Genomic DNA, 24,562 nt, shown 5'->3' with positions numbered 1-24,562 from the left:
ACTTCCTAATTCTTATCATTGATAATAACTTCAAAGCCCACGCGACGAGATTTTTCGATGATCTGTTGGATCTGGTCAGTTGTATGGGAGACCATTACCTGAGTTCCTGGTGGCAAATCAGCCGCTTGATAGACCCGGCCTGTCTCGTCTTCAACCAATACCGGTCGCCCGTCGCTGACTTCCTGGTGCTCATCGCTCAGAGTACCGGTATGAACGCTGTCGGCTTCCGAGCCAGCGATATCGTCACGATTGCGTTGGCCGGCGTCATGCGAAAAGGGAGCGTGCCGCCAGTATGCGTTGATAGTTGCCATGGTCATCTCTTCCTACGGCAATTGAAGTTGCGATATACGAGTGCGACTTTGCTTAAGGAGTCAGCACAACCTTGATGCACCCGTCTGATTTCTCCGCGAATGTTTCGTAGAGTTTGGGGGCATCATCGAGAGAGCCCCGGTGTGTGATTACGAACGAAGGGTCGATCTTGCCTTCGGTCACCTTGGCCAGTAGATCGTCGAGGTAGTGCTGCACATGAGTCTGCCCCATTTTCAGCGTCAAGCCTTTGTTCATCGCCGCGTTCATTGGAAAGTTGTCCACGACGTTGGTGTAGACGCCTGGGATCGACACCGTGCCTCCTTTGCGACAACACATCACCGCCTCAGCAAGCACATAGCGGCAGATCGTTTGATTCAAAGAGCATTCATGGTCAGCGAACCTCCGTCTCTCGCGCCCAAATGCGATGCTCTTTGGCTTGTTCGATAAAATCAGCGACCTTGGCATTGGTAAGGTCAATAACGCCGACTTCGCCTTCCGTGGGCACGGCGGCCTTCTCCATCAGCGGCATCGCAGCGGCCGTGTAGCCGATGACCTTCAGGTGCCCGAAAGCGTCACGTATCCAGTCGATTGCGGCGCTTTGATTGAGCAACGCATCGACGTGTGATTTCTCGGGCGCAACCACCACGTTGTCAAATAGCGACGATGGTGCTCCCGATAAGAAGTGATCCGGATGAACCGTTTTGCCGCTGCTGTCCTTCATCGGACCAATTTTTGGAGCGATGAGTTCAACCACTGCCTGCTCCGCCTTCGCAGCCTTTCGGATGGCAGCGATCAGTTTGCTGTCCGAGCCTTCCGTCACCAGCACGCCGATTTTTTTGCCAGCAATCGATTTGGGGGCCTTGGCGTACTGCGACAAAGCGGGCGAGGCATCAACGTCCTGAACGGGGACCCGAGGCGAAATGTCGTCAGCCTGTCCTTTCATGCCCAACGACTCAGCGACCACGTCAGCCAAGGATGCATCTACGTTCTGCAGATGGCCGAGCATGCGTGTGCGGATTTTTGCTTCCTCGCACTTGCCTAGCTCGAATGCAAATCCAGCCGCGATGTGTCTCTGCTCCGGCTCGGTCATCGAACGATAGAAGAGCCGGGCCTGGGAGTAGTAATCTGCAAAGCTCTCGGGGCGGACCCGCAGTTTCGATCCGGCTTCGTCGGACGGATGGGAATGGAACCCCCGCTTCGGGTCTTCACGCAGCAGGCCATCGTCGAGGCTGTTGGGCTCGTTCGCGACACGGCCCGTAGGCACTTCGGTCTGCATATGGCCATCCCGCTGAAAGTTTGCAAATGGGCACTTTGGCTTGTTAACGGGAATCTGGTGAAAATTGGGGCTGCCCAGTCGCGACAACTGAGTGTCGAGATACGAGAACAGTCGCCCCTGCAGCAGCGGGTCATTGGAGAAATCGATGCCCGGCACAACATGGGACGGACAAAAAGCGACCTGTTCGGTTTCGGCGAAGAAGTTGTCGACGTTGCGGTCGAGGACCATCTTCCCCAAAGGTGTCAGCGGCACGATTTCCTCGGGTATCAATTTGGTGGCGTCGAGGACGTCGAAATCAAACTCGTTGGCTTGCTCCTCAGTGAATGCCTGCACTGAAAGCTCCCACTCGGGGTAGTCGCCTCTCTCGATTGCATTAAACAAATCGCGACGGTTGAAATCGGGGTCGGCACCCCCAATTTTCACCGCCTCATCCCAAATCAGCGAAAAGGTGCCTAGCTTCGGTCGCCAGTGAAATTTGACGAACTTGGATTCTCCCTTTTGATTGATCATCCGGAAGGTATGTACGCCGAAACCCTCCATCATCCGAAATGATCTCGGGATGGCGCGGTCCGACATGATCCACATCAGCATGTGCATGGCTTCGGCATTGAGCGACACGAAATCCCAAAACGTATCGTGGGCTGACTGAGCTTGTGGAAACGCGCGATCGGGAGCGGGCTTCACGGAGTGGATCAGATCGGGAAACTTGATTCCATCCTGAATGAAGAACACAGGCATATTGTTTCCGACCAGGTCATAATTGCCCTGCTCGGTGTAGAACTTGACGGCGAAACCACGCACGTCTCGCGCGGTGTCGTGAGAGCCTTGGCTGCCAGCGACGGTAGAAAAGCGACAAAAGACAGGAGTCTTCTTTTTAGGATCGCTCAAGAAGTCAGCCGCGGTCAGATCGGCGTGAGATTCGTACGCCTGGAAGCAACCGTGAGCGGCGTATCCACGAGCGTGCACGACTCGCTCGGGAATCCGCTCGTGGTCGAAGTGCGTGATTTTTTCACGCATCATAAAGTCTTCGAGAAGCTGTGGCCCACGCGGGCCCACCGTGAGCGTATTTTGATCATCTGCGACGGGCAGACCCTGGTTGGTCGTCAGTACCGGTTTGCCTGTTGCCGTTTGGTGGGGCTCGCCACCTTTGCCTGCGTTCAGAGGAGACGTCGAAGATTTCTTAGCCATTGTGCTTCACTTGTCCTGTGGCGGTTTCATTGGTGAGAGTGCATGCGACGCCCTCCCGAGTGTGCGATTGCGAGTATCGCCGTAGCATTTATCATGCCGATTAGAGTTGCTGACTTTTCCGGTAGTGTTCGCTGCTTTCAAACCGTCGGGTTACTAAATCGACAGCCCGTATCGCCGTCGACTCAAAAGAGTTACGTGGAATGATTTCTTCCGACGTTCCTACTGGACCACCGAGACATCCAGCTCGCTCGCTGAACGCACATCTGCTTTGAGCACCCGCTGCATCAGCGAGACAGCTTCATCGGAGCGTTCTTGAGTGTTAGCTGCAACGCAATCTGGCGGTACACACACCTTGTAATCCCGCATGTACGCGTCATTCGCTGAAAACAACACACAAATATCGGTCGCGAACCCGGTGACGACGAGCGTTTTGACTTCCAGGGCCTGCAGTAACAATTCGAGCGTGGTGCCATAGAAGGCGGAATGCTTCGGCTTTAGCACGAAGTAATCTGCTGGTTCGGGGGCCAACAGCTCAGCGATGGGTTTGCCCCGCGTATCATCTCCGACGCAGTGCTCAAACTGCGCCCTAAAGTCGGACTTCCATTTGCCAAAGTTGTCGTTTGCGTAAATCACTGGCAAATCATGGGAGCGAAAACGCTGCTTCAGATTCCGGAGATTGATCGCCGCTGGAACACCGAGCTTCAACAATTCCTCCCCATCGTCAAACTCGAGGTCGTTGATTACGTCGACGAGTAGAAGCGCAGTCGCCCCAGTTGCCGCCGCACTCGCGCCGAGCCCCTTCGTTTTATCGGCTGTTTTCATGGATAGCACCTCATACTACTGAAACTCTGGGGGAGGGATCCGACGGCTTAGCAACACACGATGAATAAGTGTCGGTTTTAGTAGTGGGCGAGGCGACGAGTCCTGCGGCTTTGGACTCGTCGCCTCGTCCACTACGACAGAAATTGATCGTGCGTTGCTTAACAAGTCGCTGCAAGGTGGACCAGCAGGTACCGTTGGGACGGCTCGGGGGAGCACTTCTTCCCAGCATCCGGTGTGCCTAACGAGCCTAGCAGGTCATTTTCCTTTAATACCTGACTGCCGTGACTGACTGCCAGAGGCTTATTTGGCTTCGATTTGAGGAACGTCATTTGCGAGCTGGACATAGGGTCTGACAACTGTTTCGCCCCTCCAGAGAAGCTGAGTTCACTTCCATGGCTGAGTCCCAAACATCATCCCGTCGCTCATTTCTGACCCGTTCATGCACGATTGCGACGACCGGTTCGGTCGTTGCTGGTGCGACCGCCGCTGCGTCCCGTGCTGCGGAAGCGGGTGGGGCGTCTGGTGGCTCGGTAACGACACCTGTCCAAGACCGTTCATCGACCAGTAGTGATGTCGCCTTGGCACCGCCGGACAAGCAACCACCAAACTTGTCGCTGCCCGAGGTGGTCGATCGGAAGGTAGGTTTCGCGATTGTGGGGCTCGGAGTGCTCTCGCTCGAAGAGATACTGCCAGCGTTTGCTGAAACCCAGCACTCGAAATGCGTTGCTTTGGTCAGCGGGCATCCTAAGAAAGCCGCCCAGGTGGCCAAGTACTATGGCGTGAAGCAGAACGCCATTTACGACAATGATAACTACGATCGACTGTCTGAAAATAGTGAAGTCGAAGCCGTTTACATCGTGCTCCCCAACAACATGCACGCGGAATACACAATCCGAGGGTCTCAAGCAGGCGGTTCTTCTCGGAATTTAGTGGCACGTATTTTCCGGCATCAGATCGAGTTTGCCGCAGTAAAACAGAATCCTGAGTCGGTAGTTGGCGAAGGAACGAAAGCCTCTTGCGGCTGACTTGATGGATTGAACTTGGATCTGCGTTTGGCGCAGTCGACCGAAACGACACCAAAGTGAGAGGGACCGACCGCCTCGACTCGCTGCTGAATCACCCCAGCTGGCTTGCCGATGTAACGGGCCTGATTGGATTTTGACGATTTTGACGAACGTTTCTTGGTGGCGATTGCCATATCGGAGTTCCTTGATTGAAGGGAAAGTGAATTCCTTCAATGAAAGCACTCAGAATGCGCCCCTGGTAGTTTTTTAGGCTAACTTGGGGACATACCAGGCATGGCTCTCGTATCCAATGATCGTTCAAAAATGCGTCCCTGACGAACAAACGCTCGCCAGGGACCGACAACACCATTGGCGTACCGCTTTTGCAGGGAAACGCTGGCGACCGAGATATCCCTTGCCAAGCCAGCACCTCTGCAGAGCTCGGCTCCGTTTCTCCCGCCACTGCCAGTCTAACATTGATAATCACATCCCACAAATAGATCCTTGGATACGGGAGCCATGCCTTGAAAACCTCGGGCGCACGCTTCCGTCGGATGAGCCAGGATTGACTCAGCGCAGTCGAGGCTGCGGCCGAGGGGTTCGCTTGTCCGGCACGACGTCAGGAATCTGCCTGAATCCGTCGCCGCTCTACTGCTTGGAGCCGTAGACATCCTCAGGATTGACGAGCCGCCGCTCGCGGATTTCAACCGCAGCGTCCGCGTTGACGCTGCGAAAGAAGCAGCTCGCGTATCCCTCGTGGCAGGCGGCGCCGGTTTGTTCGACATGCAGCAAGATTGTGTCCGCGTCGCAGTCGATCTGGATCTCGCGGATGACTTGTTGGTGTCCGCTTGTTTCACCTTTGCGCCAAAGCTTGCCGCGTGATCGGCTGAAGTAAACGGCGCGGCCGGTGCGGAGCGTCTCGTCCCAAGCCTCCTGGTTCATCCACGCCAACATCAGCACGCGGCCGGACGTTGCATCTTGGGCGATGGCGGGCAGCAAGGGATCGCCGCTCGCCGCGCAGCGGACGCCAGCAGTAAAATTCGGGATCGTGACGGGTGACTCGCTCATGTGCTGCTGCTCATGCGGTGGTTCACCACGATCTTGCCGCACAATTGATCGCTATCGCCGAGTGTCGCTGATTCTTGCAAGCGATGTGCCTCGGCGGCTTGGTCGAGCGGGAAGCGGGCACCAATGTTGGCTCGGATCTTTCCGTCGAGCATGAGTTGAGATAGCTCTTCGGCAGCAGAACGCATCTCGGTGGGCGTCGCCTTGAACATCACGAAGCCGTGCAGCGAGCATTCTTTGACGTAGAACGGGCCCACCGGCAGAGGCGGCTGGGCATCGCGTCCGGCCATCAAAACCATCCGCCCACGCTCGGATAGCATCTCGATCGAAGTGGCGAAATCGGGTTCACGGCGGGTTTCCCAGAGCACGTTGACGCCCTCGGGGGCAAACCGCTGAACCTGCTCGGCGATGGACTGGGTTTTATACAGGATGACTTCTTCGGCACCGAAGCTGCGGACCTTCTCTGCTTTCTCCTCGCTCCCGGCTGTCGCGATCACACGGGCCCCGTGCGCGGCCGCCATCTGCACGACGATCGATCCCACGCCTCCGCTGCCGCCGATCACCAGGACGCTCTCGCCGCGTTTCAGCTGGGCTTCGCGAAACAATCCGAGGTGAGCGGTCACGCCGACGAGGGCACAGGCAGCGGCGTCTTCGAAGGAGACCGAATCGGGCAGGGCATAGACCCAGTCCTCGTCAACCGCTATCCGTTCGGCGAACGTTCCCTGGCGTCCGAGCAGTCCTTGGTTGGTCGTCCAGACCCGATCGCCGACAGCAAAACGCTGGACACCCTCGCCGACCGCAGCAACGACCCCGGCGGCATCGCAGCCAGGGAAATAGGGTGTGGGCAGTTCCATGGCGATCACGCCACCGCGAACATAGGTATCGATCGGATTGACACTGCTGGCTTCGACACGGATCAAGACTTGGTCCGCACCCGGCACTGGATCGGCAGCATCACCGAACTGGATCGCATCGGGCGACCCGGTCGCAGAGATGTAAGCAGCTTTCATAGGGAGATCTCCGGGGCTTGCGTGTTGGTCTGATGATGGGGCCGTCGTCCTAGACGCTCGCCTGGCCGAGCTGTCCGGCAAGTCAGCTGAGGTCAACTTCTGGTCTGGCGCAGCAAAAAACGCTCACCGAATACAGACGACTCGGTGAACGTTCGATTGGGTTTCCGAAACCACCTGGCGAACTACTTGAGTTCGATGGATCCACCAGCTTCTTCGACTTCGCCCTTGATCTTCTCGGCGTCTTCTTTCGAGACAGCTTCTTTGAGGGTCGCAGGGGCACCTTCGACCAACTTCTTGGCTTCCATCAGGGAAGCGCCGGTGATGTTCTTGACGACCTTGACAACGTTCAGCTTCTTATCGCCGAAGCTGGTCAGGACGACATCGAATTCGGTCTTCTCAACGGCTTCGGCGCCGCCACCGTCGCCTGCAGCTGCCATCACGACGGCACCGCCACCGGAGGCTGGCTCGATGCCATGCTCATCCTTGAGGTAGTCGCTCAATTCTTTGGCTTGCTTCAGGGTCATGTTGGCGATCTTGTCGCCGAGTTCTTTGGATTCGGCGCTGTATTCGGCGACCGCAGTTGCTTCATCGGACATGTCAAACTACCTCAAAAACGAAAAAGGTGATTCGGAAAAGTTGAATGGGGAAAGGCTCGGGTGCAATGAAGGTGACGTTACGACTCGTCGCCTTCGCCCTTGCTCTTGATTTGGCTGTTGAGCGTGCGCCCGGGACCGAGCAATGCACCGCTGAGGTTGGCACCTGGCGAGAGGATTTGACCGACCAACATCGAGACTTGCTCTTCGCGGCTCGGCCACTTGCTGATCGCCTTGACACCTTCGGAGTCGAGACGCTCGCCATCCATGACGCCGCCGGTGGCGGTGAATTCTTCGTATTTTTCGCTGTCCTTGTCTAGCCGCACGACTTCTTTGACGAGCGAGACAAAGTCATCGGCTCCCCACATCACGGCAACTTGACCGCGAGTGTCATCAAAGGCGGGGGAAAGCGAGGAGCCTTCGGTTGCCCGGCGTGCCAGCGAATTCTTGACAACCATCATCTGGATGTTCTTTTCGCTGAGCTCGCCACGCAGTTCGTTGGTGGTGTTCGCATCCATGCCGGTGTAGCTCACCAGCACGGCGTCGGACACGCCATCGAAGCGGCGTTTGAGGTCACGGGTGACCAGCTCTTTTACGTATTTACTCATTTGATTTTTTCGCTGACGAAACTCACTACCGCGACAACGCGTGGCTGGGCAGAAACTTGAATTCGCCGATCCTTCTCGATCGCAATCGACGCTTAGGTAAGGACTCGGACGCTGGGGGTCATCGTTGCACAGATGGCAACGCCTTTGATGTACGTGCCCTTGATGGACTGGGGCTTCATTCCAGAGATGTAGTCGACGAATGCCGAGATGTTCTCTTCGAGCTTTTGTGAGTCGAAACTCATCTTGCCCACCATCGCGTGGACGTTGCCACCCTTGTCATTGCGGAACTCGACTTTACCCGCTTTGTATTCGCCGACGACCTTGCCGACGTCAGCGGTTACAGTTCCCGCACGGGGGCTAGGCATCAATCCACGGGGGCCGAGGACTCGGCCGAGTGGACCAACCAAACCCATCATGTCTGGGGCGGCGATGCAAACGTCAAAGTCGGTGTACCCGTCTTTGATCTTCTTAGCCAAATCGTCTTGGCCAACTTCATCCGCACCGGCTTCTTCAGCCGCCTTGGCTTGGTCACCCTTGGCGAACACGACGACGCGTTGCGTCTTGCCGATACCATGGGGAAGGACGAGCGAACCGCGGATGATCTGATCCGCCTGGTTGGGATCGACTCCTAAACGCATGTGAACTTCAACCGTTTGGTCGAATTTCGTTGCATCGTAAGTCTTGAGCGTTTCAACCGCTTTGTTCAGCGGCTGAAGCTCTTTGGGTTGTTTTGCGAGCGCGGAGCGATACCGCTTGGATTGTTTTGCCATATTGGTCACGACTCAAGGTGTCGGGTGGTTCGGCGAAATGACCCGCGTTGGTTATCCAGTCGCTCAGGTTGGCGATTGGATAGTGAGCGATCACTTCTCCCACTTGGGGTCTCACGAGATTCCGGCCGGCTCAATAAGAAGGTCGACTCGTGAGAAGTGGCGAAGTTTGGCGAACGGTCCGCCGATCGTCAACCTCAACTCACCCGTGCGGTGCGAATTTTCCGGAAGTTCCTCAATGAGCGGGTCAAGCGAGGAACTTTGCCATCATCGTCCAGCCCGGATCGTAGGTGAGCCCCGATGCGCCGGCGGAGATTTCGTCGTAGGTTTTCGCGCTGTCTGCTTCGACGCCGCAGCCGGCCATCACCAGCGGCACGGGGCCGTGGGCGTGCTTCTTCGTCCGGCAAAAGGTTGGGTGATCGGGCAGAATCAGGATCCGCGCGTCCTCGCGTGCGGAGACCGCTGTCCACAACGGCCCAGCGATCAGGCGATCGATCTGCTCGAGCGCCTCGACCTTGGCGTCGGCCCGTCCTTCATGCGAAGCCTCGTCGGGAGCCTCCACATGCACGCACACGATGTCGTACTGTTCCAAGGCATCGACGGCGGCTTGACCCTTGCCAGCATAATTCGTGTCGAGATATCCCGTCGCTCCCTCGACTTCGATGCGGTCCCAACCCGCCAACGCCGCCAGCCCTCGCAGCAGGTCGACCGCGGTGATCATGACGCCTTTTAAACCGAATCGTTCGTCAAAAGTCGGCAGCCCCGGTGCCCCGCCACTGCTCCATAGCCACACGTTGGTGGCCGTTGACTTGCCCGCCGCCGCGCGAGCCCGATTGACCGGGTGGTCGGCGAGAATCTCCGCCGAGGCGCTCATCAACGCCACCAATAGATCGCTGCCCGGACCGCGGGGGAAATCATCGGCAATCGATAGGTCTGTCAGATCGTGAGGCGCCGTCGATCGAGTTGTGGGGGTGAACGGCGAGGGGTGATCGGCGTCACCGCGATAGATCAGCAGATTGCGGTAGCTGACGCCGCGAACGAACTCCAACCGCTCGGCCAGCTCGGCGGGTACCGCCGGATGCTCCCCGCTGAGCAGTGTCTGGTTCAGCTCGGCGAGCAGCTCGCCGGATTCCTCCGTGCTGATATGCCCAGCGGTGAAATCCACCATGATCTGATCGTCGACAGTGACGAGATTGCAGCGAACGGCGCAGTCGTAGGGCCCCAGTTCGATGCCGGTCGCGGCCGCCTCGATCGGTGCCCGGCCGGTGAAAAATTCGTTCGGGTCATAGCCCAGTAAGCACAGATTGGCGACTTCGCTACCAGCCGGAAAGTCAACGGGTGTGTTGTTGGTCACGCCCACGCATCCCGCCGCCGCGATGGCGTCCATGGTCGGCAAACGCGCCGCCTGCAGCGGTGTTTTCCCGCCGAGGGAATCGAGCGGTTCGTCGGCACAGCCATCGGGAATAATGATTACATACTTCATGGCGATTCCTCCGCCGGTTCATTCATGGGGACTTTAACACTGAACGCCAAGTGTCGTGGAAGCGTGGAAATTGCGAAAGGGGCACTAAAATCCATCACTCAGTATCTCGTTGAGCAACTCGGCGGAACTCGGCAAATCGGCTTCCACTGGAGCCGCCAGCGGCAGTGAAACCGAGCCGTCGCCTCGGATCACCATCCCCGGGCGATGCAGCCCAGCGACCGAACAGGCTCGGTAGGCGGCTGCGAATTCCGCTCCAGGATCGATGCCGCCGATCTGCACGCTTGCTGCTCGCGAATCGCGGCCGAGCGGCGAGCCGATTCGGATGTCGAAACCCACGCTCTGGTCGCCCTCAGTCGTTGCGGAGGGGCTGGTGTTGTTGGTCCACAAGCAGACACTGCGCAGTGTCGCCGCGGCGTCGAGCGTCAACAGCACGCAGCGAAACTTTGTATTGCGTTGTCGCACCAATCTCGCCAGCATGGTCGCACAGAGTGATTCTTCGCCGTCCGCGAATGCCCCCGGACCAACCAATACAGCGGCATACTCGGACGACGTCCAGGTGTCCGTGTGATCGGCCAATTCCCCGGTGGCCGGCGACGAGGAGCCCGCCCCGCTTTCGATAGCGGCGGCAAAGCGAGAAAGATCGTCGGCCGTGCAGCGCTCGAACCGTTGCGACTTCGTTTCATCGGCACCGTTGCCCCCCAGCCGTAGTTTCTCCGCCAGCCTTGGCCAAGCCTGATCGGCGCGGCCGAGCAGCCAGACGAGGTCGGCGTGAGTGGCAGCGTCGGCGAGCGTGGCCGAGACGATCCCATCACGGCTGGCCGCCTGCAGCAGCGCCTCGATGCTCGGGTCAGACTCGAACGTTAAATCAATCCGCCCTGCCGCTTGCCAGCGAGCCAACTGTCTCGCGGTCGTCAAATCAACTCCTGTCGTGACCACGCGAAGGGGTTTCGCCGCATCGCTCGCGATTAAGATTTCACCCCGGCAGGGAGGCCGGTTTTTTTCCGGTGGTGCTGCCGCCGCGATCGGGCAGCCGTTTGCTTCCAGTCCACCCTGCTCATCGATGCCTACGTCGTCACAGTGCAGCGGACAGAGCGGGCAAACGATGCTCGTCATGCGTCCGGTCCGCCCGCATAATCGTCCCGCACCGAGAGCTCCTGAACCGCTTTGACCAATTCGATGGCGTTCTCGACGGGGGTCATCTGCATGACACCATGGCCCAAGTTAAAGATATGCCCGGGCCGGCCGCCGACCTGGTCGAGCAGCTCCTTGGCGGCTGCGCGAATGGTGGTGGGGTCGGTTAGCAACACCGTGGGGTCCATGTTGCCTTGGACAGAGATGTCATGGCCAATGCGTTTCCATGCCGTTTCCATGTCAATCCGCCAATCCACGCCGACGACCGTGCGGCGATCGCCCCGCAGCAGCGGCAGTAATTCGGGGTTTCCCGTGGCAAAATTAATCAGCGGCACGCCGGGGGTGACCCCAGCGATGATTCGCTGCATCCACGGCAAGACAAAGCGGCTGTAGTCGGCGGCCGAGAGGCAGCCCGCCCAGCTATCGAAGAGCTGCACGCACTGCGCACCGGCGGCGATCTGCTCGTTCAGGTAGACGATGATCGCATCGGTGAAGCGATCCATCAGCGCCGACCAACCCCCGTCGTCAGCCCGCATCAACTGCTTGGTCGCCGCGTATTGCTTGCTGCCGCCGCCTTCGATCGCGTAGCTAGCGAGCGTGAACGGAGCGCCGGCAAATCCGATCAACGGAATCGCCTCGGGCAAGTCCTTGCGAGTTTGCCGCACCGTTTCGTAAACAAACCCAAGGTCTTGAGGGTTATCGAGTCCCTTGACGCGGTCGATGTCTGCTGCCGTTCGCACTGGGTTGTGGATAACCGGCCCATCGCCTTTGACGAACTCGAGGTCGAAACCCATTGGCACGAGGATCGGCAGCAGGTCGGAGAAGATGATCGCGGCATCGACCCCCAGTCGATCGACTGCCGTGCACATCACCTCGCTGCACAGGGTCGGATTGGCGCAGAGTTCGAGGAAAGACTGCTGCGAACGAACGGAACGATACTCCTGCATATAGCGTCCGGCTTGGCGCATCAGCCAAACCGGTGTCCGCGACGTCGGTTCACCCCGGCACGCTTTCATGAACAAGCTGGACTGGGCCGGATGGTCGTCGATCGCCGTCAAAGGCTCACGATCCTCTTCATCGATGGCGTTGACGCGAATCGGGGAATTCGACGCCGCCAAAGTCCGTCGTTTCTCCACGAGCATCGCCGAATCCCGGGCGGCTTCATTGACGAGATGCCCCATTTTCGGGTGCGAGGGTTCCATGTCGACATGAATATCGCTCTCGCGGAGCATGTCGCTCGTCGTCGGTCCAATCGATGCGACGGCGGTATGGCTCAGTCCTTTTCGCAGTGCATCGGTCAGGTTCAGCGAATCCGCCATGCGGAGCATATTGACGACCTGATGGGCACTCGTCAGCAGCAGCATGTCACGTTCGCCCGCGGCGATGGCGCGAATGTTGGACTCCAGCGGCCCGGTGTCTTCAGGGTATTCCCAGCCATAGACCCGAACCGTTTCGGGGATCGCGCCCCGCGTTTCCAAGCCAGCGATTAACGAGGTATTGGTGACACCATACTCTTGGACGCCAACGACCTGGTTGGCGATCGGGATGCCCCCGTCGATCATCTTGAGCAGGTCCCGCCACGTGTTCGGTTCCGGCACCCGGTAGGTGGGGGTCACCCCGACGTCCCGCATCGCGGCAGCCGGTTTGGGGCCCCGGCAAATCGTCGTGATGTCGCTCAACGCATCGAGGAACCGCTGCGGCTGAACGTGCTTTTCGATGCTCTTGAGCAGGTACCGGAAACCGCCGCCGGTCATGAAAATCATGATCGGGATCTCGCCCGTGATCACGCGGTAAGCAAAGTCGATCGCAGGCCGGTTCGGCTCGATCGGCACCTCCCGCATCGATGGGCTCACGCAGGCATCGCCGCCAAACTTGGTGATCAGCCGGGCCATGTCTTCCGCCCGACGACTTTCGAGCGAGGCAATGCGAAGTCCAGAGAAAGTCATAGCGGCAGCAGGGTAGGAAGGGAAAGAGAGTGGGAGCCAGGACTGCGCTGATTGTAGGGCAATCTGCGGCGTTGGGGATGCGGGGCAATTATTGTCGCTCGGCTCTCCGAGCCGACAGCGTAGTTCCCCGCGACGTCAACGGCTCGGAGAGCCGAGCGACAAAGCTTACTCAGCCAGCCTTCGCCCGACGACGCTGAAGGAAAACGAAAAGAATCGCGAGGGCGAGGGCGAAAAGCACCGCCCCGAGTAACCTGCGTGAATCAAAAACGTCGCCAGATTCGCTTCGGACTGATACCGCCCTGTCACCGGCCAGCGCTCAATCTTCTCGTTGGTAATTCGAATGGCTGTGTCGTGATCGCCTAGCTTCTCATGCGCCACCGCGATGTCGTCTTCCACCTCAGGAGTGCGTTGTTCGAACGGCATCGCCGATCGATCGGCGATCCGCCAGCGGTAGTAGGCGGGCGAATGCCGCGCAAACTGACCCACGATCATTTCGTGGATCCCAGGGAACTCAGTCCGCTCGACCGCCAGCGTGTCGTAATCCCATAGGCACGCCAAAGGCAATGGTAGAATGACCGCGCCAGCGAACAGGCAATGGGATAGAATCTGCACCGGACGATCTCCTCGACCAAGACCCTCGAAACAACAGCATCCTATCCCGGCAGTCTCTCTACAGCAAACAAAATTCATGTTCAAAACACTCTTGGCTCTGACGCTCTTGATTCCATTGGTTCTCACCAATGCCGCACGCTCGGACGACAGCGAGACGCTGATTTTCAGTGACGACTTTGAGCGAACCGAATCGCAAGAAAACAAGGATGAAGTCGGCAATGGCTGGAGAACCAACAGCAAGGCTCGGGCGGGAGGAAACAAGCAAGTCGATCTCCAAGATGGCGCGATGCATATCCAGATGCACCCGGCCGCGGACCACGCGGTATCGGTGGTCCACCCCGCTGAATTCCGCGACGGCATCGTGAAGCTGCGGTTCATGCTCGAGAACAACAACGACCGACTCGGCCTCGACTTCGCCGACCTGAAGTTCAAAGACGTACACGCGGGCCACTTATTCAAAGTCGATGTGACGCCCAGATTTGTACAGATCAATGACATGAAGAGCGGCAACATGAACATGAAGTTCTACGATGCCAAGAAGGCAAAGCAGTTGACGAAGCAGCAAAAGGCGTTCATCAAGACAACGACCAAAAAATTTCCCGCCAAGATCGAAACAGGCCAATGGCATCAGCTCGTCGTACGGATCGAAGGCGACAAGGTGACCGCAACGGTCGATGACACCGAGGCCGGAAGCTTCATCGCCCCAGGCTTCGCCCATCCGACCAAGAGAACGCTGCGTCTATCGGTACCCCACAGCGCAGTCGTTGACGACGTCAAGATCTTCGCGCTCAAGGTCGAAGCAACGCACGATGAATAACAGTCAGTTTTAATCGCTCATGAAAACGCCCCAACGGGGCAGTCCTATGACAACCCCAGGCAACGCCTGGGGTTTCAGACTTGTGGAAGAAGAATCCACGACAACACAAACGCGAATCGCGGAACTGGAGGGCCGGCTGGCCGAAGCGTCCCAGGCTGCCAAGCCAACCGAATCCGAAGCCGAGCAGATGATCGAAACCGGCCAACAAGTCGCTGACGAAGTGCTCTCGGAAGCCGACACCCGTGAACTGATCGACATCCAGTTGCGAGAAGCCGGGTGGATCGTGGATTCCAAGAACCTCCGCTACAGCAAAGGCTCACGCCCGCAAAAGAACAAGAACACCGCCATCGCGGAGTGGCCCACGTCCAGCGGCCCAGCGGACTATGTGCTGTTCATTTGATTGACGCCTGTCGCCACGGTGGGAAGCGAAACGAAAGAACATCGACGTTGCCGGGGCCATCGAACAAGCCCGCCGGTACAGCAACGACTTTGTTATCACCGATGACATCGTGTCAGCGGGCGGGCCTCGGGGAGACTGCAAAGTCCCCTTTCTGTTCTCGACGAACGGACGTGGCTACCTGAAACAACTCAAAACCAAGAGCGGTGTCTGGTTCCAGGACTCTCGACGCAGCACCAATCTCCCACGCCCGCTGGTCAGTTGGTACACCCCAAAGGGATTGAAACAACTGCTCTCACAGGACATCGACGAAGCCGAGAAACGGCTGTGCGCGGAATCCACCGAGTATCTGCCGCTTCGCTACTACCAACACGACGCCGTCAATGCGGTTGAGAATGCCATCCGCGACGGCGAACGAGAAATGCTGCTGGCGATGGCGACTGGTACCGGCAAAACGCGGACATGCATCGGTATCTGCTATCGGCTGATCAAAGCCAAGCGTTTTCGACGAATCCTGTTTCTGGTTGATCGAACCAGCCTGGGCGAGCAAACCTCCGACTCGCTTCATGACTTGCGCATCGAAAACGACCAGACATTCGCGGATATCTACGATGTGAAAGAACTCGGTGACCTCAATCCCGATCAAGACACCAAATTCCACATCGCCACCATCCAAGCCATGGTCAAACGGGTCCTGGGATCCGATGACACGGTGTCACTCTGCCCGTGGACCAATACGACTGCATCGTCGTCGACGAATGCCACCGCGGTTACAGCCTCGACCAGGAACTCACCGACAGTGAACTCAGTTTCCGTGACGAGACAGACTACATCTCAAAATACTCCCGCGTTCTGGAGTACTTCGACGCCGTCAAAATTGGGCTGACAGCGACCCCCGCCGTTCATACCACCGAGATCTTTGGCGGCACCAGCGGATTGCCGATCTACCAATACAGCTATCGCCAAGCCGTCTTGGACGGCTACCTGGTGGATCACGAACCACCGCTGCAAATCAAGACCAGACTGGCGCAGGATGGCATTCAGTTCCAGGTCAACGAAGATGTCGCCGTCTACGACACCCAGAAACAGCAACTCGAACTCTTCAACACCCCCGACGAAATCACGTTGGAAATCGACAGCTTCAACCGCAAGGTCGTCAACGAGAACTTCAATCGCGCCATTTGCAGTGAATTGGCAAGGCACATCGATCCGAGTTTGCCAGGCAAAACACTGATCTTCTGCGTCAATGACATGCACGCCGACATGGTCGTCTCGGACCTGAATGATGCGTTCCAGGAACGATACGGCGAAATCGAGAACCAAGCCGTGAGGAAAATCACCGGCAAAGCTCACAAGCCGCTCGGGCTGATCCGCGAGTTCAAGAACGAACAATACCCCAGTGTCGTCGTGACAGTCGATTCGCTGACCTCGGGAATCGACGTCCCTGAGATCTGCAACCTTGTTTTCCTGCGACGCGTCCGCAGCCGCATTCTCTACGATCAGATGCTCGGCCGAGGCACAAGGCTTTGCCCTAGCCTTCACGGGCCCAACGATGATAAATCCTGCTTTCGTATCTTCGACTGTGTCGAGCTGTATTCGTCGCTGAAATCGTACACCGACATGAAGGCGGTGGTCACCAATCCCAACCTGTCCTTCGGCCAACTGATCGACGAACTCGCAAGCGTCACCGGTGACGAACAACGTCAAACCATCAAAGAACAATTGATTGCCAAACTCCAGCGAAAAAAACGCTCCCTGAAAGGCCCGAGAGCGAAGACGCTGGAAGAAAAATCGGGCCAGAATCCGGAGTCGCTGGTCGAGCAGATTCAACGGGCGACGCCTGACGAAATTGTCGAGTGGTTTGCCGACAAAACCAACGTGATCGAATTTCTGGATCAAAAAGGTGGCGGCAATGGTGTCCGGTTCTTCGTCTCTGAGCACGACGATGAAGTCGTGTCAGTCGAATCAGGATTCGGCAAAGGCAACAAAAGGCCGAAAGACTATCTGGAAGAGTTTCGCGAGTTTGTCACCGGACACCAAGATGAGATCGCGGCAATCAAGCTGTGTGCGACCCGGCCTCGAGACCTAACACGGCAAGCCCTCAAAGATCTGCAGATCGAACTCGACAAGGAGGGATTCAGCGAAACTCGGCTGCGGGTCGCCTGGCGCGAGACCAAGAACGTCGAGATTGCCGCCACGATCATCGGCTACATCCGAAACGCGATCCTGCAAACGCCTCTGGAACCGTTCGAAGATCGCGTCAACAAAGCCATGACCACGATACTGACATCGCGTCAGTGGACCGGCACTCAGCGCCAATGGCTCAATCGGATCGGAAAACAGTTCAAAGAAAACACACTCGTCGACCGAGAAGCCATCGAGCGGGGACAATTCCGCGAACAAGGCGGCTTCGATCGCTTGAACAAGGTTTTCGACGGGAACCTCTCCGAACTACTAGCCCAAATCACCGACGAAATCTGGGGCGTCGCCGCCTGAGGACTCTCGGAACAATCAATGTCGCTCGGTTCTCCGAACCGAATGCGCTAGTCCCTCCGCCTTCGGCTCGGAGAGCCGAGCGACAATTCCAACACCGCCACATAATCAATCCAGCTTGTTCGGCAGACTCCCTGCACCGAACAAGATGACATCATGCCACCCCATCAAGCCTTAATGAACACCCAAGATATTGTCGCCAAGCTTTGGAGCATGTGCCACGTCCTGCGTGACGATGGCATCACGTACCAGGCCTACGTCACCGAGCTGACGTACCTGCTGTTTTTGAAAATGATGAAGGAGACCGGTCAGGAAAGCCAGCTGCCCGAAGGCTATCGCTGGGACGACCTCCACGGTCGCGAAGGCGTCGAGCAACTGAACTTCTACCGTGAACTGTTGGTTCACCTGGGCACCCAGCCCACCGGACGTGTTCAGGCCATTTTTAACAATGCCAACTCGTCATTGAAGAAACCCAAGAACCTGCTGAAACTTGTCACCGACATCGATGCGCTGGATTGGTATAGCGCTCGCACCGAGGGGCTGGGCGATCTGTACGAAGGCTTGCTGGAGAAGAACGCCAGCGAGAAGAAATCGGGCGCCGGCCAGTACTTCACGCCCCGTCCGCTGATCGAGTGCATGGTCAACTGCATCAAACCGCAACCGGGCGAGATCATTCAGGATCCGGCAGCCGGCACCGGTGGTTTCTTGACGCACGCCGACCGCTACATCAAAGCGAACACCGACGACCTGTTCGACCTGGATGAGCAGCAGCAGCATTTTCAGAAGCACGACGCCTATCACGCGGTCGAACTGGTCGACGACACCCAGCGTCTTCTTCTGATGAACGTCATGCTGCATGGCATGGATGGGAACTACGTCTCCGGCGACACCATGGGCTCGGCCGGTCAGGAACTGCCCGCCGCCGACCTGATCCTCTCCAATCCGCCCTTCGGCACCAAGAAAGGAGGCGGGATCACGCGAGATGACTTCACCTACCTCAGCAGCAACAAACAACTCTGTTTCTTGCAGCACATCTATCGTGGGTTGAAACCGGGCGGCCGCGCGGCAGTCGTCTTGCCGGACAACGTGCTGTTCGAGGAAGGCGTGGGCACCAGGATCCGCGTTGACCTGATGGACAAGTGCAACCTGCACACGATCCTCAGGCTCCCCACCGGCATTTTCTACGCCCAGGGCGTGAAGACGAACGTACTGTTCTTCACCCGAGGCCAGAGCGACACTGGCAACACGAAGAAGACCTGGGTCTATGACCTGCGGACCAACGTCCCCGTCTTCGGCAAGCGGACACCACTGACACTGGGTCACTTCGCCGAGTTCGAGAAATGCTACGGCAAGAAAGCGGACGGCAGCAGCAAACGAGCCGAGAAGACGGGCGGCAAGAAAGTTTGTCCTGCCATCAATCAAGGCGACACGATCCATGAAGGCGAAAACAGCCGCTTTCGAGTCTTCACGCGAGACTTCGTGCGAGAGCGCGGCGACAACCTGGACATTAGTTGGCTGAAGGACGACAGCGGCGGCGGTTCGGGTGACGAGCTTGCCGAGCCAGCTGAGATTGCAGCGATGATCCGCGAACGCCTGAGCGGCGCGCTCGCCGAGATGGACGCCCTGACCGAACTGCTGGAGCCAACCAAATGAGCCAACCACAACCTCTTCGCCCAACCCCTGAGCGGCAAGACGCTAGCCGCCGGTACAAGTCTGTTCGCCAGCCTTCAAGCCTACCGACAAAATGGGGGCGAGAATGAACCGCCCGCAAATTGACGAATTGTCACAAAGCGATTCGAACGAGGGCGCACGAAACGCAAGCGAGAGTGGCAATGAAGAAGCGTTGCCGGATGGCTGGGCGTTTGGTTCGATCAAAGATACCACGACAAAAGTTGGAAGTGGCGCGACACCGAAAGGGGGCAAGGCTGCTTACAAGGCATCAGGCACTCCGCTTATTCGTTCTATGAATGTTCACTTCGAGGAGTTTAATCGCGATGGATTGGCATTCATCGATGATGATCAAGCTGCGGCGCTCGATGGGGTGACAGTAAACGCGAACGATACGCTATTGAACATCACGGGAGCTTCTATCGGTCGAGTCTCGTATGTGCCCGACGATCTAGCGAAAGCCAGAGTCAATCAGCATGTATGCATCCTTAGATTAGTGGAATCATTTTCACAAGATTATCTCCGGTTCTACCTGTCATCCCCAGCGATTCAGAACCAGATTTCCGGCGAAGAATACGGTGTAACACGCCCCGCCTTAACAAAGGGCCAAGTGCTTTCGTTTCAGATACCTTGGGCTCCCCTCGCCGAGCAATCCCGTATCGTATCGGCGATCGAGTCGCTTCAAACGCGTAGTTCGCGAGCACGGGAATTGCTTTCGGAAGTCGGTCCGCTGATCGGTCAGCTTCGTCAGAGTGTGCTGCGAGATGCTTTCAGCGGCAAGCTGACTGCCGACTGGCGGCGGCAGAATCCCGCCGCTGACGGTGAAACGGCCCGCGAGCTTCTCCTCCGCATCCGCACCGAGCGAAGAGAACGCTGGCAATCCGAGCAGCTAGCCAAGTACGAAGCCAAAGGCAAAAAGCCGCCGAAGAACTGGCAGGATAAGTACAAAGAACCTGACGGCATTCTCGATGCAGACGCTCTAGTAACAGAGTTCAATGTAGAGAAAACTTGCAATTGGGAGGTCGCGCCGCTTGAACTTTTGGTCGATCCTGAAAAGAGCATCCCTTACGGCATCGTTAAAACCGGCGACCCATATCGAAACGGAGTCCCTACAGTCAGATGTGGAGATATAAAACGTTTCTCAATTGCGATCACTGATCTGAAACTCGTAAATCCCGACGTTCACAGGCAGTACCGACGCACGTACCTGCAAGGTGGAGAAGTGATCATTGCTATTCGGGGGACCGTTGGGGAAACGGCCGTTGTTCCCGCCGAAATGAAAGGCATGAACATCAGCCGAGAAGTAGCTTTGATACCGGTGCTTTCGGGGGTTGATGCCACGTTCTTGATGTACCTTCTCGCGTGTCCTGCGGCGAAGCGTCTCATTACCGGGCAGGTCAAGGGCGTCGCACAGTCCGGCATAAATCTCTCTGATCTGAGAATGTTGCCGATCCCACTTCCATCACTCGAGGAACAGCACGAGATTGCAAGAAGAATCACGCAAGCATTGGAGATGTTGGACAACATTTCAGCAGTCGAATCCTCAATAGAAAACTCCCTAACCCATCTCGACCAGTCCATCCTCTCGAAAGCGTTTCGAGGCGAGTTGGTCCCGCAGGACCCGCGTGACGAACCGGCCTCCGAACTCCTCGCCCGCATCCGCCAACAACGCCAAACCACCAAGACCAAACGCAACTGACATCGTGTCAGCTGCGATCCGGTGGAGCGAATGCTTCCCATGGGGGCAGGCTCGCGTTTCGGGTTTCACGCCTGGCGTCTTCTGGATTCGTTTCATCCGGCGGGCATCCGCCTGATTCTCATTGACGAGCCGTTTGGCTCGCTTGACCATGTCGGAGGATCGATCGGGATGTTTCAAATCGAACCGCTCGGACAGTCCAGCCAGCGTCGCGGTGGCGTGGCGACGACAAAGATAAGCCGACAAATCGCGTTCTCAACAGGGAAAGGTCTTGTACCGTCCCTGGTAAAGGTGCCCGGTGTGGCGGTGTCGTTTTGCGTGCCAATTGGCGTACCCGCTTGGCCAGTGTTGCATTCCTGGGCATAGATTGGGCTGTGGGAGTCTTGACCAACACATGCACATGATTGCGCATCCAACAATAAGCGACGACGATCCATCCACTTGGATCGACCTCGTCGATGAGCCCCTCGGTGAATCGTTCATAGTGGCGGTCATCGTGTAAACAGCAGGCGACGTCCGTCACCCCGTGTGACGATGTGGTAGATCGCGTTCTCGTATTTCAACCTTGGTTGGCGTGGCATCGTAAAACCTCAAGGTCGCGGGCGGGTGCTGGACCGGATTCGCAGCTTGCCAACCCCGAAACCCGTGCCTGCCCCCACGCGAAGCGTTTCTTGCAAATGTAGTGGTTTGGCATCGAAGGCACGACGACCCGGGATTTGAAAGACTCCAGTTACTGCGACAGTCAGGGTGATGCTGGTTGGCCCTGTCTTGCCACGCAACTTAATCATGGCTCAAGGTCGCTCACTGTGATTGCTTTCTTCTCCGGCTTCTCAGCCAGGTCTCATCGTTGCCAAGGGCCGAGGAAAAGTGGATGGGTTGACGCCCCCTCTGCAGGGCCCTATGCTGGTGGGTAATACTGTGCCGCTTTGACTGCTTCATCCTGGAATGGCTTACCGCAGGTCTTCGAAAATAAACCTGCTACGGCTTGTCACAGATTTATAGGTGGAACTTGGTCTGAGATAAGGCAGAAGGCATTTTCTATCCCCTAGGCAAACGGTAATTCGATGACTTCTACAACGCATCTGGCCTCAATTGTGACGCTAACGCTCCTAAGTAGCGTTTTGTGTCGGGGTAACACGGCGATGGGGCAGACCGATCTCAAAGCGTCCTCTGCGGGCGATACCGAACCATTGCGGCCAACTTATATAGACGATGTTGACTGGCAAGGGGGTTCCGTGAAGGTCTACCAGGGGCAACCGGGTAAACTGCTTGTTTCTCCAGCGGTAGTCATGAATCTAGAGGACATTGAGGTCCGTCCGTCTTTAGATTCATTGGAAGCATATGTCGACGCAACGGTGGATTGTTGTCCGTATGAACTACGAAGGAAAGTTGCGGAAAGGCTGTCGACGTCACGTGATGCATTTGAAGCGACTGATGTCAATCCGCTGGAATTGGACTTCATGATGCTGCAGCCTCAACGGGGATTCGAGGATGTGCAGCCTTGGGTATCTGCCATTGACTCGGCGACTGGAACGATTTCACCTGACTACGAAGGTACTGCCGTCGAGTGGAAGTGCCCAGATGTGCGGACCGCCGAGTTGCTTGCTGCAAAAATGAAGGATGGACTGCCGTTTTCTTTCAAATGGCAGTTTACTGGCACCGCGGACAAAGAGCAGCATGCCCTTGAAGTGAAAGGGTTTGTCAAGCTTGTGGAAGACTGGTCGAATGAATTCGGACCGCCGTCCCAAGTCAAGAATGACAACGAGTATTTTACAGTACGTGCGAAATCTAGGCTTTTCAGCGACGTCGAGAAACGTGTCTCAGCTGTGTATCGCAGTAGCGCAAATGCTCCGTACCCACTGCAAGATTCGAAGATTAAAGATTTGCGAGGACTACTAAACGATCATTTTGAGCTAGCCACCAAATCGGGAGAGGAGATTCGAGCTAGCGAATTTGAAAATGCGTACGTAGATGGCGAACAGTTTAAACCCGACCACTACACCGAATTATATGAGCGACAAATAGAAAAAGTGAAGGAAAGTGCAGAAACGCTATCTGATCACTTAATCGACAAGTATAGCGACCAAGAAAGCCTGAAGCATTTTAGCTCGCTTAAAGATGAATGGAGTAAGATGCAACGAAAGGGAGAAACCAAGGGTAGCGGCTCGTATGGGATAGGCTGGGGGAGCGGCGAGGCTAAAGCACGGGTCAATGAAGAAGTTCGAAAGATCCTTGGTAACGAGAAACTTGAGGTGGAAAACAAGAAGTCAAAACTGACAGAGCACCTGAAGGATACTGCACGAAGCGCTGAGTCAAGCGAAGTTGAATGGATCCGTAAGGGGGCGGGTGATATCTGGGAGCTTAAGGAATACAGGTTGTTCCGGAAACGCGATTGGGATTTGCTTTCAGAAGACTTAGTATACACGGCGGATGTTGTTCGGTATGTTCAGTCGGCCGCTCGAAAGCAAGTTCGGTGGTCCCGTCGTGAAGGCGCGTCCGACGTGTTTTCAGAGTTGCGTGCGGAAATCGCGGCTTTGAGGTCGGATCTAGAAAAACATCGGATGAGCACTGCTAGCAGGTCCGATGATGTGGCTAAGGCTCTTGAGGATCAACGTGATGGCTTACAGCAACTAAAAATAAACGCAAGCAACCTGAGCAAGACCGTTCAGTCAGAGAAGCGATTTCGGGAGAGTCATTTCAGCAGAAGCGGCGGTGTTGATATCCTGAACATTGACCGGATAGACGGCGTAGAGGAAATAAACACGGCGGGGAGAAACTGGAAGTGGACAATTAAGCGACATGTAACCGACGAGAACGCTAGGCTGCGGATTATTAGCCCGGGACAAAAGTTTGAACTGTGGCCAAGTCCGAAGGGCAAAATATTGTTTCGCGATCGCACGAACAACGACACTGTTACAGGGCGCATAGACTTTTCAAAGAAGGGCATTATTAGTCATGAATGAATGACTGGGGTGTCATTCATTGGCAGTTCGCGCTGTTAAAATGCCGTGGCGAAATGTACGAATACTTCGCATGGAGTCTTGCTCGCGAGAATACGTCCTACGGGGGCAGGCTCGCGTTTCGGGTTTCATCGCCTGGCTTCTTCTGGATTCGTTTCATCCACCTGATTCTCATTGACGAGCCGTTTGGCTCGCTTGACCATGTCGGAGGATCGATCGGGATGTTTCAAATCGAACCGCTCGGACAGTCCAGCCAGCGTCGCGGTGGCGTGGCGACGACAAAGATAAGCCGACAAATCGCGTTCTCAACAGGGAAAGGTCTTGTACCGTCCCTGGTAAAGGTGCCCGGTGCGGCGGTGTCGTTTTGCGTGCCAACGCGATGGATTAATGATCAACCCATAAGCGGATGTGTTGGCCTTTTTCAAGGGAGGTTCATCCGCAGAATCAGTGGTGAGATCGACTCGCTGACCGTGCCGGCACGCCGCGCTCTGCAAATCCCATCCAGGATGTTGGATTTTGAGAGGTCTGGGCTCCTGCGTCCAATGATTTTGGTTTTCACATGACATTGCGTTCCAATCGTATTGCCGGGAGAATGGCGTGGACTTAGGGCGAATCTGGCGTGAAACAATTTTGAGCTAGCGAAGAACGGCATCCTTGTTGCATCGTGGTTTTTCTTCACAAAAATCTCAACACAAGCAAGGATGCCGTCGATGATTC

At 56.7% G+C, this 24,562-nt stretch carries 22 protein-coding genes and 1 pseudogene; 8 read left to right on the top strand and 15 right to left on the bottom strand.

Annotation, left to right across the window (positions count from 1 at the left end):
- Window positions 1-5 precede the first annotated feature (5 nt).
- The 4 genes from CA85_RS18820 to CA85_RS18805 all read right to left on the bottom strand — a co-directional run bounded on the left by CA85_RS18820 (window position 6) and on the right by CA85_RS18805 (window position 3,595).
- Entirely contained in the window at window positions 6-311 is a 306-nt protein-coding gene (locus tag CA85_RS18820; RefSeq protein WP_146392911.1) for a hypothetical protein, read from the bottom strand.
- Between the two features lie 52 nt (window positions 312-363).
- Window positions 364-687 carry an MDR/zinc-dependent alcohol dehydrogenase-like family protein gene (locus CA85_RS18815; protein WP_186775044.1) on the bottom strand — a complete coding sequence of 108 codons (324 nt, stop codon included), beginning with the start codon at window positions 685-687 and terminating at the stop codon, window positions 364-366.
- 13 nt (window positions 688-700) lie between these two features.
- Window positions 701-2,773, bottom strand: coding sequence for a catalase (locus tag CA85_RS18810; RefSeq protein ID WP_146392910.1), 2,073 nt, complete (start codon window positions 2,771-2,773; stop codon window positions 701-703).
- A gap of 219 nt (window positions 2,774-2,992) precedes the next feature.
- Window positions 2,993-3,595 carry a cysteine hydrolase family protein gene (locus tag CA85_RS18805; RefSeq protein WP_146392909.1) on the bottom strand — a complete coding sequence of 201 codons (603 nt, stop codon included), beginning with the start codon at window positions 3,593-3,595 and terminating at the stop codon, window positions 2,993-2,995.
- Window positions 3,596-3,987: 392 nt separating this feature from the next.
- Between CA85_RS18805 and CA85_RS18800 the strand changes: the two genes are divergently transcribed.
- The gene (locus tag CA85_RS18800; RefSeq protein ID WP_146392908.1) at window positions 3,988-4,620 is read left to right on the top strand and encodes a Gfo/Idh/MocA family oxidoreductase; all 633 of its coding nucleotides are present in this window, start codon (window positions 3,988-3,990) and stop codon (window positions 4,618-4,620) included.
- 627 nt (window positions 4,621-5,247) lie between these two features.
- Here the strand turns inward: CA85_RS18800 and hisI are convergent.
- The 9 genes from hisI to CA85_RS18750 all read right to left on the bottom strand — a co-directional run bounded on the left by hisI (window position 5,248) and on the right by CA85_RS18750 (window position 13,814).
- On the bottom strand, window positions 5,248-5,667 hold the full coding sequence (gene hisI / locus CA85_RS18790; protein ID WP_146392906.1) for a phosphoribosyl-AMP cyclohydrolase: 420 nt from the start codon (window positions 5,665-5,667) through the stop codon (window positions 5,248-5,250).
- Window positions 5,664-6,674: an NADPH:quinone reductase gene (locus tag CA85_RS18785; RefSeq protein ID WP_146392905.1), complete on the bottom strand. Its 1,011-nt coding sequence runs from the start codon at window positions 6,672-6,674 to the stop codon at window positions 5,664-5,666. The genes hisI and CA85_RS18785 overlap by 4 nt, the downstream gene beginning before the upstream one ends.
- Before the next feature lie 182 nt (window positions 6,675-6,856).
- Window positions 6,857-7,270, bottom strand: a complete 414-nt coding sequence (gene rplL / locus CA85_RS18780; protein WP_146392904.1) for a 50S ribosomal protein L7/L12 — start codon at window positions 7,268-7,270, stop codon at window positions 6,857-6,859.
- Between the two features lie 77 nt (window positions 7,271-7,347).
- Window positions 7,348-7,875, bottom strand: a complete 528-nt coding sequence (rplJ, locus tag CA85_RS18775) for a 50S ribosomal protein L10 (RefSeq protein ID WP_146392903.1) — start codon at window positions 7,873-7,875, stop codon at window positions 7,348-7,350.
- A gap of 92 nt (window positions 7,876-7,967) precedes the next feature.
- A complete protein-coding gene (gene rplA, locus CA85_RS18770; protein ID WP_146393034.1) occupies window positions 7,968-8,645 on the bottom strand; it encodes a 50S ribosomal protein L1 in 678 nt (225 codons plus the stop codon).
- Window positions 8,646-8,889: 244 nt separating this feature from the next.
- Window positions 8,890-10,125, bottom strand: a complete 1,236-nt coding sequence (locus CA85_RS18765; protein WP_146392902.1) for a cofactor-independent phosphoglycerate mutase — start codon at window positions 10,123-10,125, stop codon at window positions 8,890-8,892.
- Between the two features lie 84 nt (window positions 10,126-10,209).
- Window positions 10,210-11,238, bottom strand: coding sequence for a molybdopterin-binding domain-containing protein (locus CA85_RS18760; protein WP_146392901.1), 1,029 nt, complete (start codon window positions 11,236-11,238; stop codon window positions 10,210-10,212).
- On the bottom strand, window positions 11,235-13,202 hold the full coding sequence (gene hemE, locus CA85_RS18755) for a uroporphyrinogen decarboxylase (protein WP_146392900.1): 1,968 nt from the start codon (window positions 13,200-13,202) through the stop codon (window positions 11,235-11,237). The genes CA85_RS18760 and hemE overlap by 4 nt, the downstream gene beginning before the upstream one ends.
- A gap of 165 nt (window positions 13,203-13,367) precedes the next feature.
- The gene (locus tag CA85_RS18750) at window positions 13,368-13,814 is read right to left on the bottom strand and encodes a hypothetical protein (RefSeq protein WP_146392899.1); all 447 of its coding nucleotides are present in this window, start codon (window positions 13,812-13,814) and stop codon (window positions 13,368-13,370) included.
- Window positions 13,815-13,890: 76 nt separating this feature from the next.
- On the opposite strand from CA85_RS18750, the gene CA85_RS18745 reads away from it, so the two are divergent.
- From CA85_RS18745 to CA85_RS18710, 7 genes and pseudogenes are all read left to right on the top strand, one after another.
- Entirely contained in the window at window positions 13,891-14,631 is a 741-nt protein-coding gene (locus CA85_RS18745) for a family 16 glycoside hydrolase (RefSeq protein WP_246112965.1), read from the top strand.
- 19 nt (window positions 14,632-14,650) lie between these two features.
- Window positions 14,651-15,031: a type I restriction endonuclease gene (locus tag CA85_RS18740; RefSeq protein WP_146392898.1), complete on the top strand. Its 381-nt coding sequence runs from the start codon at window positions 14,651-14,653 to the stop codon at window positions 15,029-15,031.
- Between the two features lie 109 nt (window positions 15,032-15,140).
- A pseudogene (locus CA85_RS26170) lies at window positions 15,141-15,662 on the top strand (DEAD/DEAH box helicase family protein); the annotation flags it as partial.
- Between the two features lie 92 nt (window positions 15,663-15,754).
- The gene (hsdR, locus tag CA85_RS18730; protein WP_186775043.1) at window positions 15,755-17,524 is read left to right on the top strand and encodes a type I restriction-modification system endonuclease; all 1,770 of its coding nucleotides are present in this window, start codon (window positions 15,755-15,757) and stop codon (window positions 17,522-17,524) included.
- A gap of 153 nt (window positions 17,525-17,677) precedes the next feature.
- Window positions 17,678-19,174: a class I SAM-dependent DNA methyltransferase gene (locus CA85_RS18725; RefSeq protein ID WP_246112964.1), complete on the top strand. Its 1,497-nt coding sequence runs from the start codon at window positions 17,678-17,680 to the stop codon at window positions 19,172-19,174.
- A gap of 103 nt (window positions 19,175-19,277) precedes the next feature.
- Window positions 19,278-20,888 carry a restriction endonuclease subunit S gene (locus CA85_RS18720; RefSeq protein WP_186775042.1) on the top strand — a complete coding sequence of 537 codons (1,611 nt, stop codon included), beginning with the start codon at window positions 19,278-19,280 and terminating at the stop codon, window positions 20,886-20,888.
- A gap of 1,061 nt (window positions 20,889-21,949) precedes the next feature.
- Entirely contained in the window at window positions 21,950-23,848 is a 1,899-nt protein-coding gene (locus tag CA85_RS18710; RefSeq protein ID WP_146392894.1) for a hypothetical protein, read from the top strand.
- Between the two features lie 125 nt (window positions 23,849-23,973).
- Here the strand turns inward: CA85_RS18710 and CA85_RS25435 are convergent, their stop codons facing one another.
- Together CA85_RS25435 and CA85_RS25430 are read right to left on the bottom strand one after the other, a co-directional pair.
- Window positions 23,974-24,141 carry a hypothetical protein gene (locus CA85_RS25435; protein WP_222435482.1) on the bottom strand — a complete coding sequence of 56 codons (168 nt, stop codon included), beginning with the start codon at window positions 24,139-24,141 and terminating at the stop codon, window positions 23,974-23,976.
- 125 nt (window positions 24,142-24,266) lie between these two features.
- Window positions 24,267-24,562: hypothetical protein (locus CA85_RS25430; protein ID WP_222435481.1), on the bottom strand; the 296-nt coding region annotated here is incomplete at its 5' end.

This window comes from Allorhodopirellula solitaria (genome assembly GCF_007859855.1).
GTDB lineage: Bacteria > Planctomycetota > Planctomycetia > Pirellulales > Pirellulaceae > Rhodopirellula > Rhodopirellula solitaria.
This window is presented reverse-complemented; position numbering and strand designations above follow the sequence as displayed.

What these genes read in the sequence shown, in the direction of transcription:
- CA85_RS18820 (WP_146392911.1), bottom strand. Translation starts at nt 311, where the DNA reads ATGGCAACTATCAACGCATACTGGCGGCACGCTCCCTTTTCGCATGAC.
- CA85_RS18810 (WP_146392910.1), bottom strand. Translation starts at nt 2,773, where the DNA reads ATGGCTAAGAAATCTTCGACGTCTCCTCTGAACGCAGGCAAAGGTGGC.
- CA85_RS18805 (WP_146392909.1), bottom strand. Translation starts at nt 3,595, where the DNA reads ATGAAAACAGCCGATAAAACGAAGGGGCTCGGCGCGAGTGCGGCGGCA.
- CA85_RS18800 (WP_146392908.1), top strand. Translation starts at nt 3,988, where the DNA reads ATGGCTGAGTCCCAAACATCATCCCGTCGCTCATTTCTGACCCGTTCA.
- hisI (WP_146392906.1), bottom strand. Translation starts at nt 5,667, where the DNA reads ATGAGCGAGTCACCCGTCACGATCCCGAATTTTACTGCTGGCGTCCGC.
- CA85_RS18785 (WP_146392905.1), bottom strand. Translation starts at nt 6,674, where the DNA reads ATGAAAGCTGCTTACATCTCTGCGACCGGGTCGCCCGATGCGATCCAG.
- rplL (WP_146392904.1), bottom strand. Translation starts at nt 7,270, where the DNA reads ATGTCCGATGAAGCAACTGCGGTCGCCGAATACAGCGCCGAATCCAAA.
- rplJ (WP_146392903.1), bottom strand. Translation starts at nt 7,875, where the DNA reads ATGAGTAAATACGTAAAAGAGCTGGTCACCCGTGACCTCAAACGCCGC.
- rplA (WP_146393034.1), bottom strand. Translation starts at nt 8,645, where the DNA reads ATGGCAAAACAATCCAAGCGGTATCGCTCCGCGCTCGCAAAACAACCC.
- CA85_RS18765 (WP_146392902.1), bottom strand. Translation starts at nt 10,125, where the DNA reads ATGAAGTATGTAATCATTATTCCCGATGGCTGTGCCGACGAACCGCTC.
- CA85_RS18760 (WP_146392901.1), bottom strand. Translation starts at nt 11,238, where the DNA reads ATGACGAGCATCGTTTGCCCGCTCTGTCCGCTGCACTGTGACGACGTA.
- hemE (WP_146392900.1), bottom strand. Translation starts at nt 13,202, where the DNA reads ATGACTTTCTCTGGACTTCGCATTGCCTCGCTCGAAAGTCGTCGGGCG.
- CA85_RS18745 (WP_246112965.1), top strand. Translation starts at nt 13,891, where the DNA reads ATGTTCAAAACACTCTTGGCTCTGACGCTCTTGATTCCATTGGTTCTC.
- CA85_RS18740 (WP_146392898.1), top strand. Translation starts at nt 14,651, where the DNA reads ATGAAAACGCCCCAACGGGGCAGTCCTATGACAACCCCAGGCAACGCC.
- CA85_RS18725 (WP_246112964.1), top strand. Translation starts at nt 17,678, where the DNA reads ATGCCACCCCATCAAGCCTTAATGAACACCCAAGATATTGTCGCCAAG.
- CA85_RS18720 (WP_186775042.1), top strand. Translation starts at nt 19,278, where the DNA reads ATGAACCGCCCGCAAATTGACGAATTGTCACAAAGCGATTCGAACGAG.
- CA85_RS18710 (WP_146392894.1), top strand. Translation starts at nt 21,950, where the DNA reads ATGACTTCTACAACGCATCTGGCCTCAATTGTGACGCTAACGCTCCTA.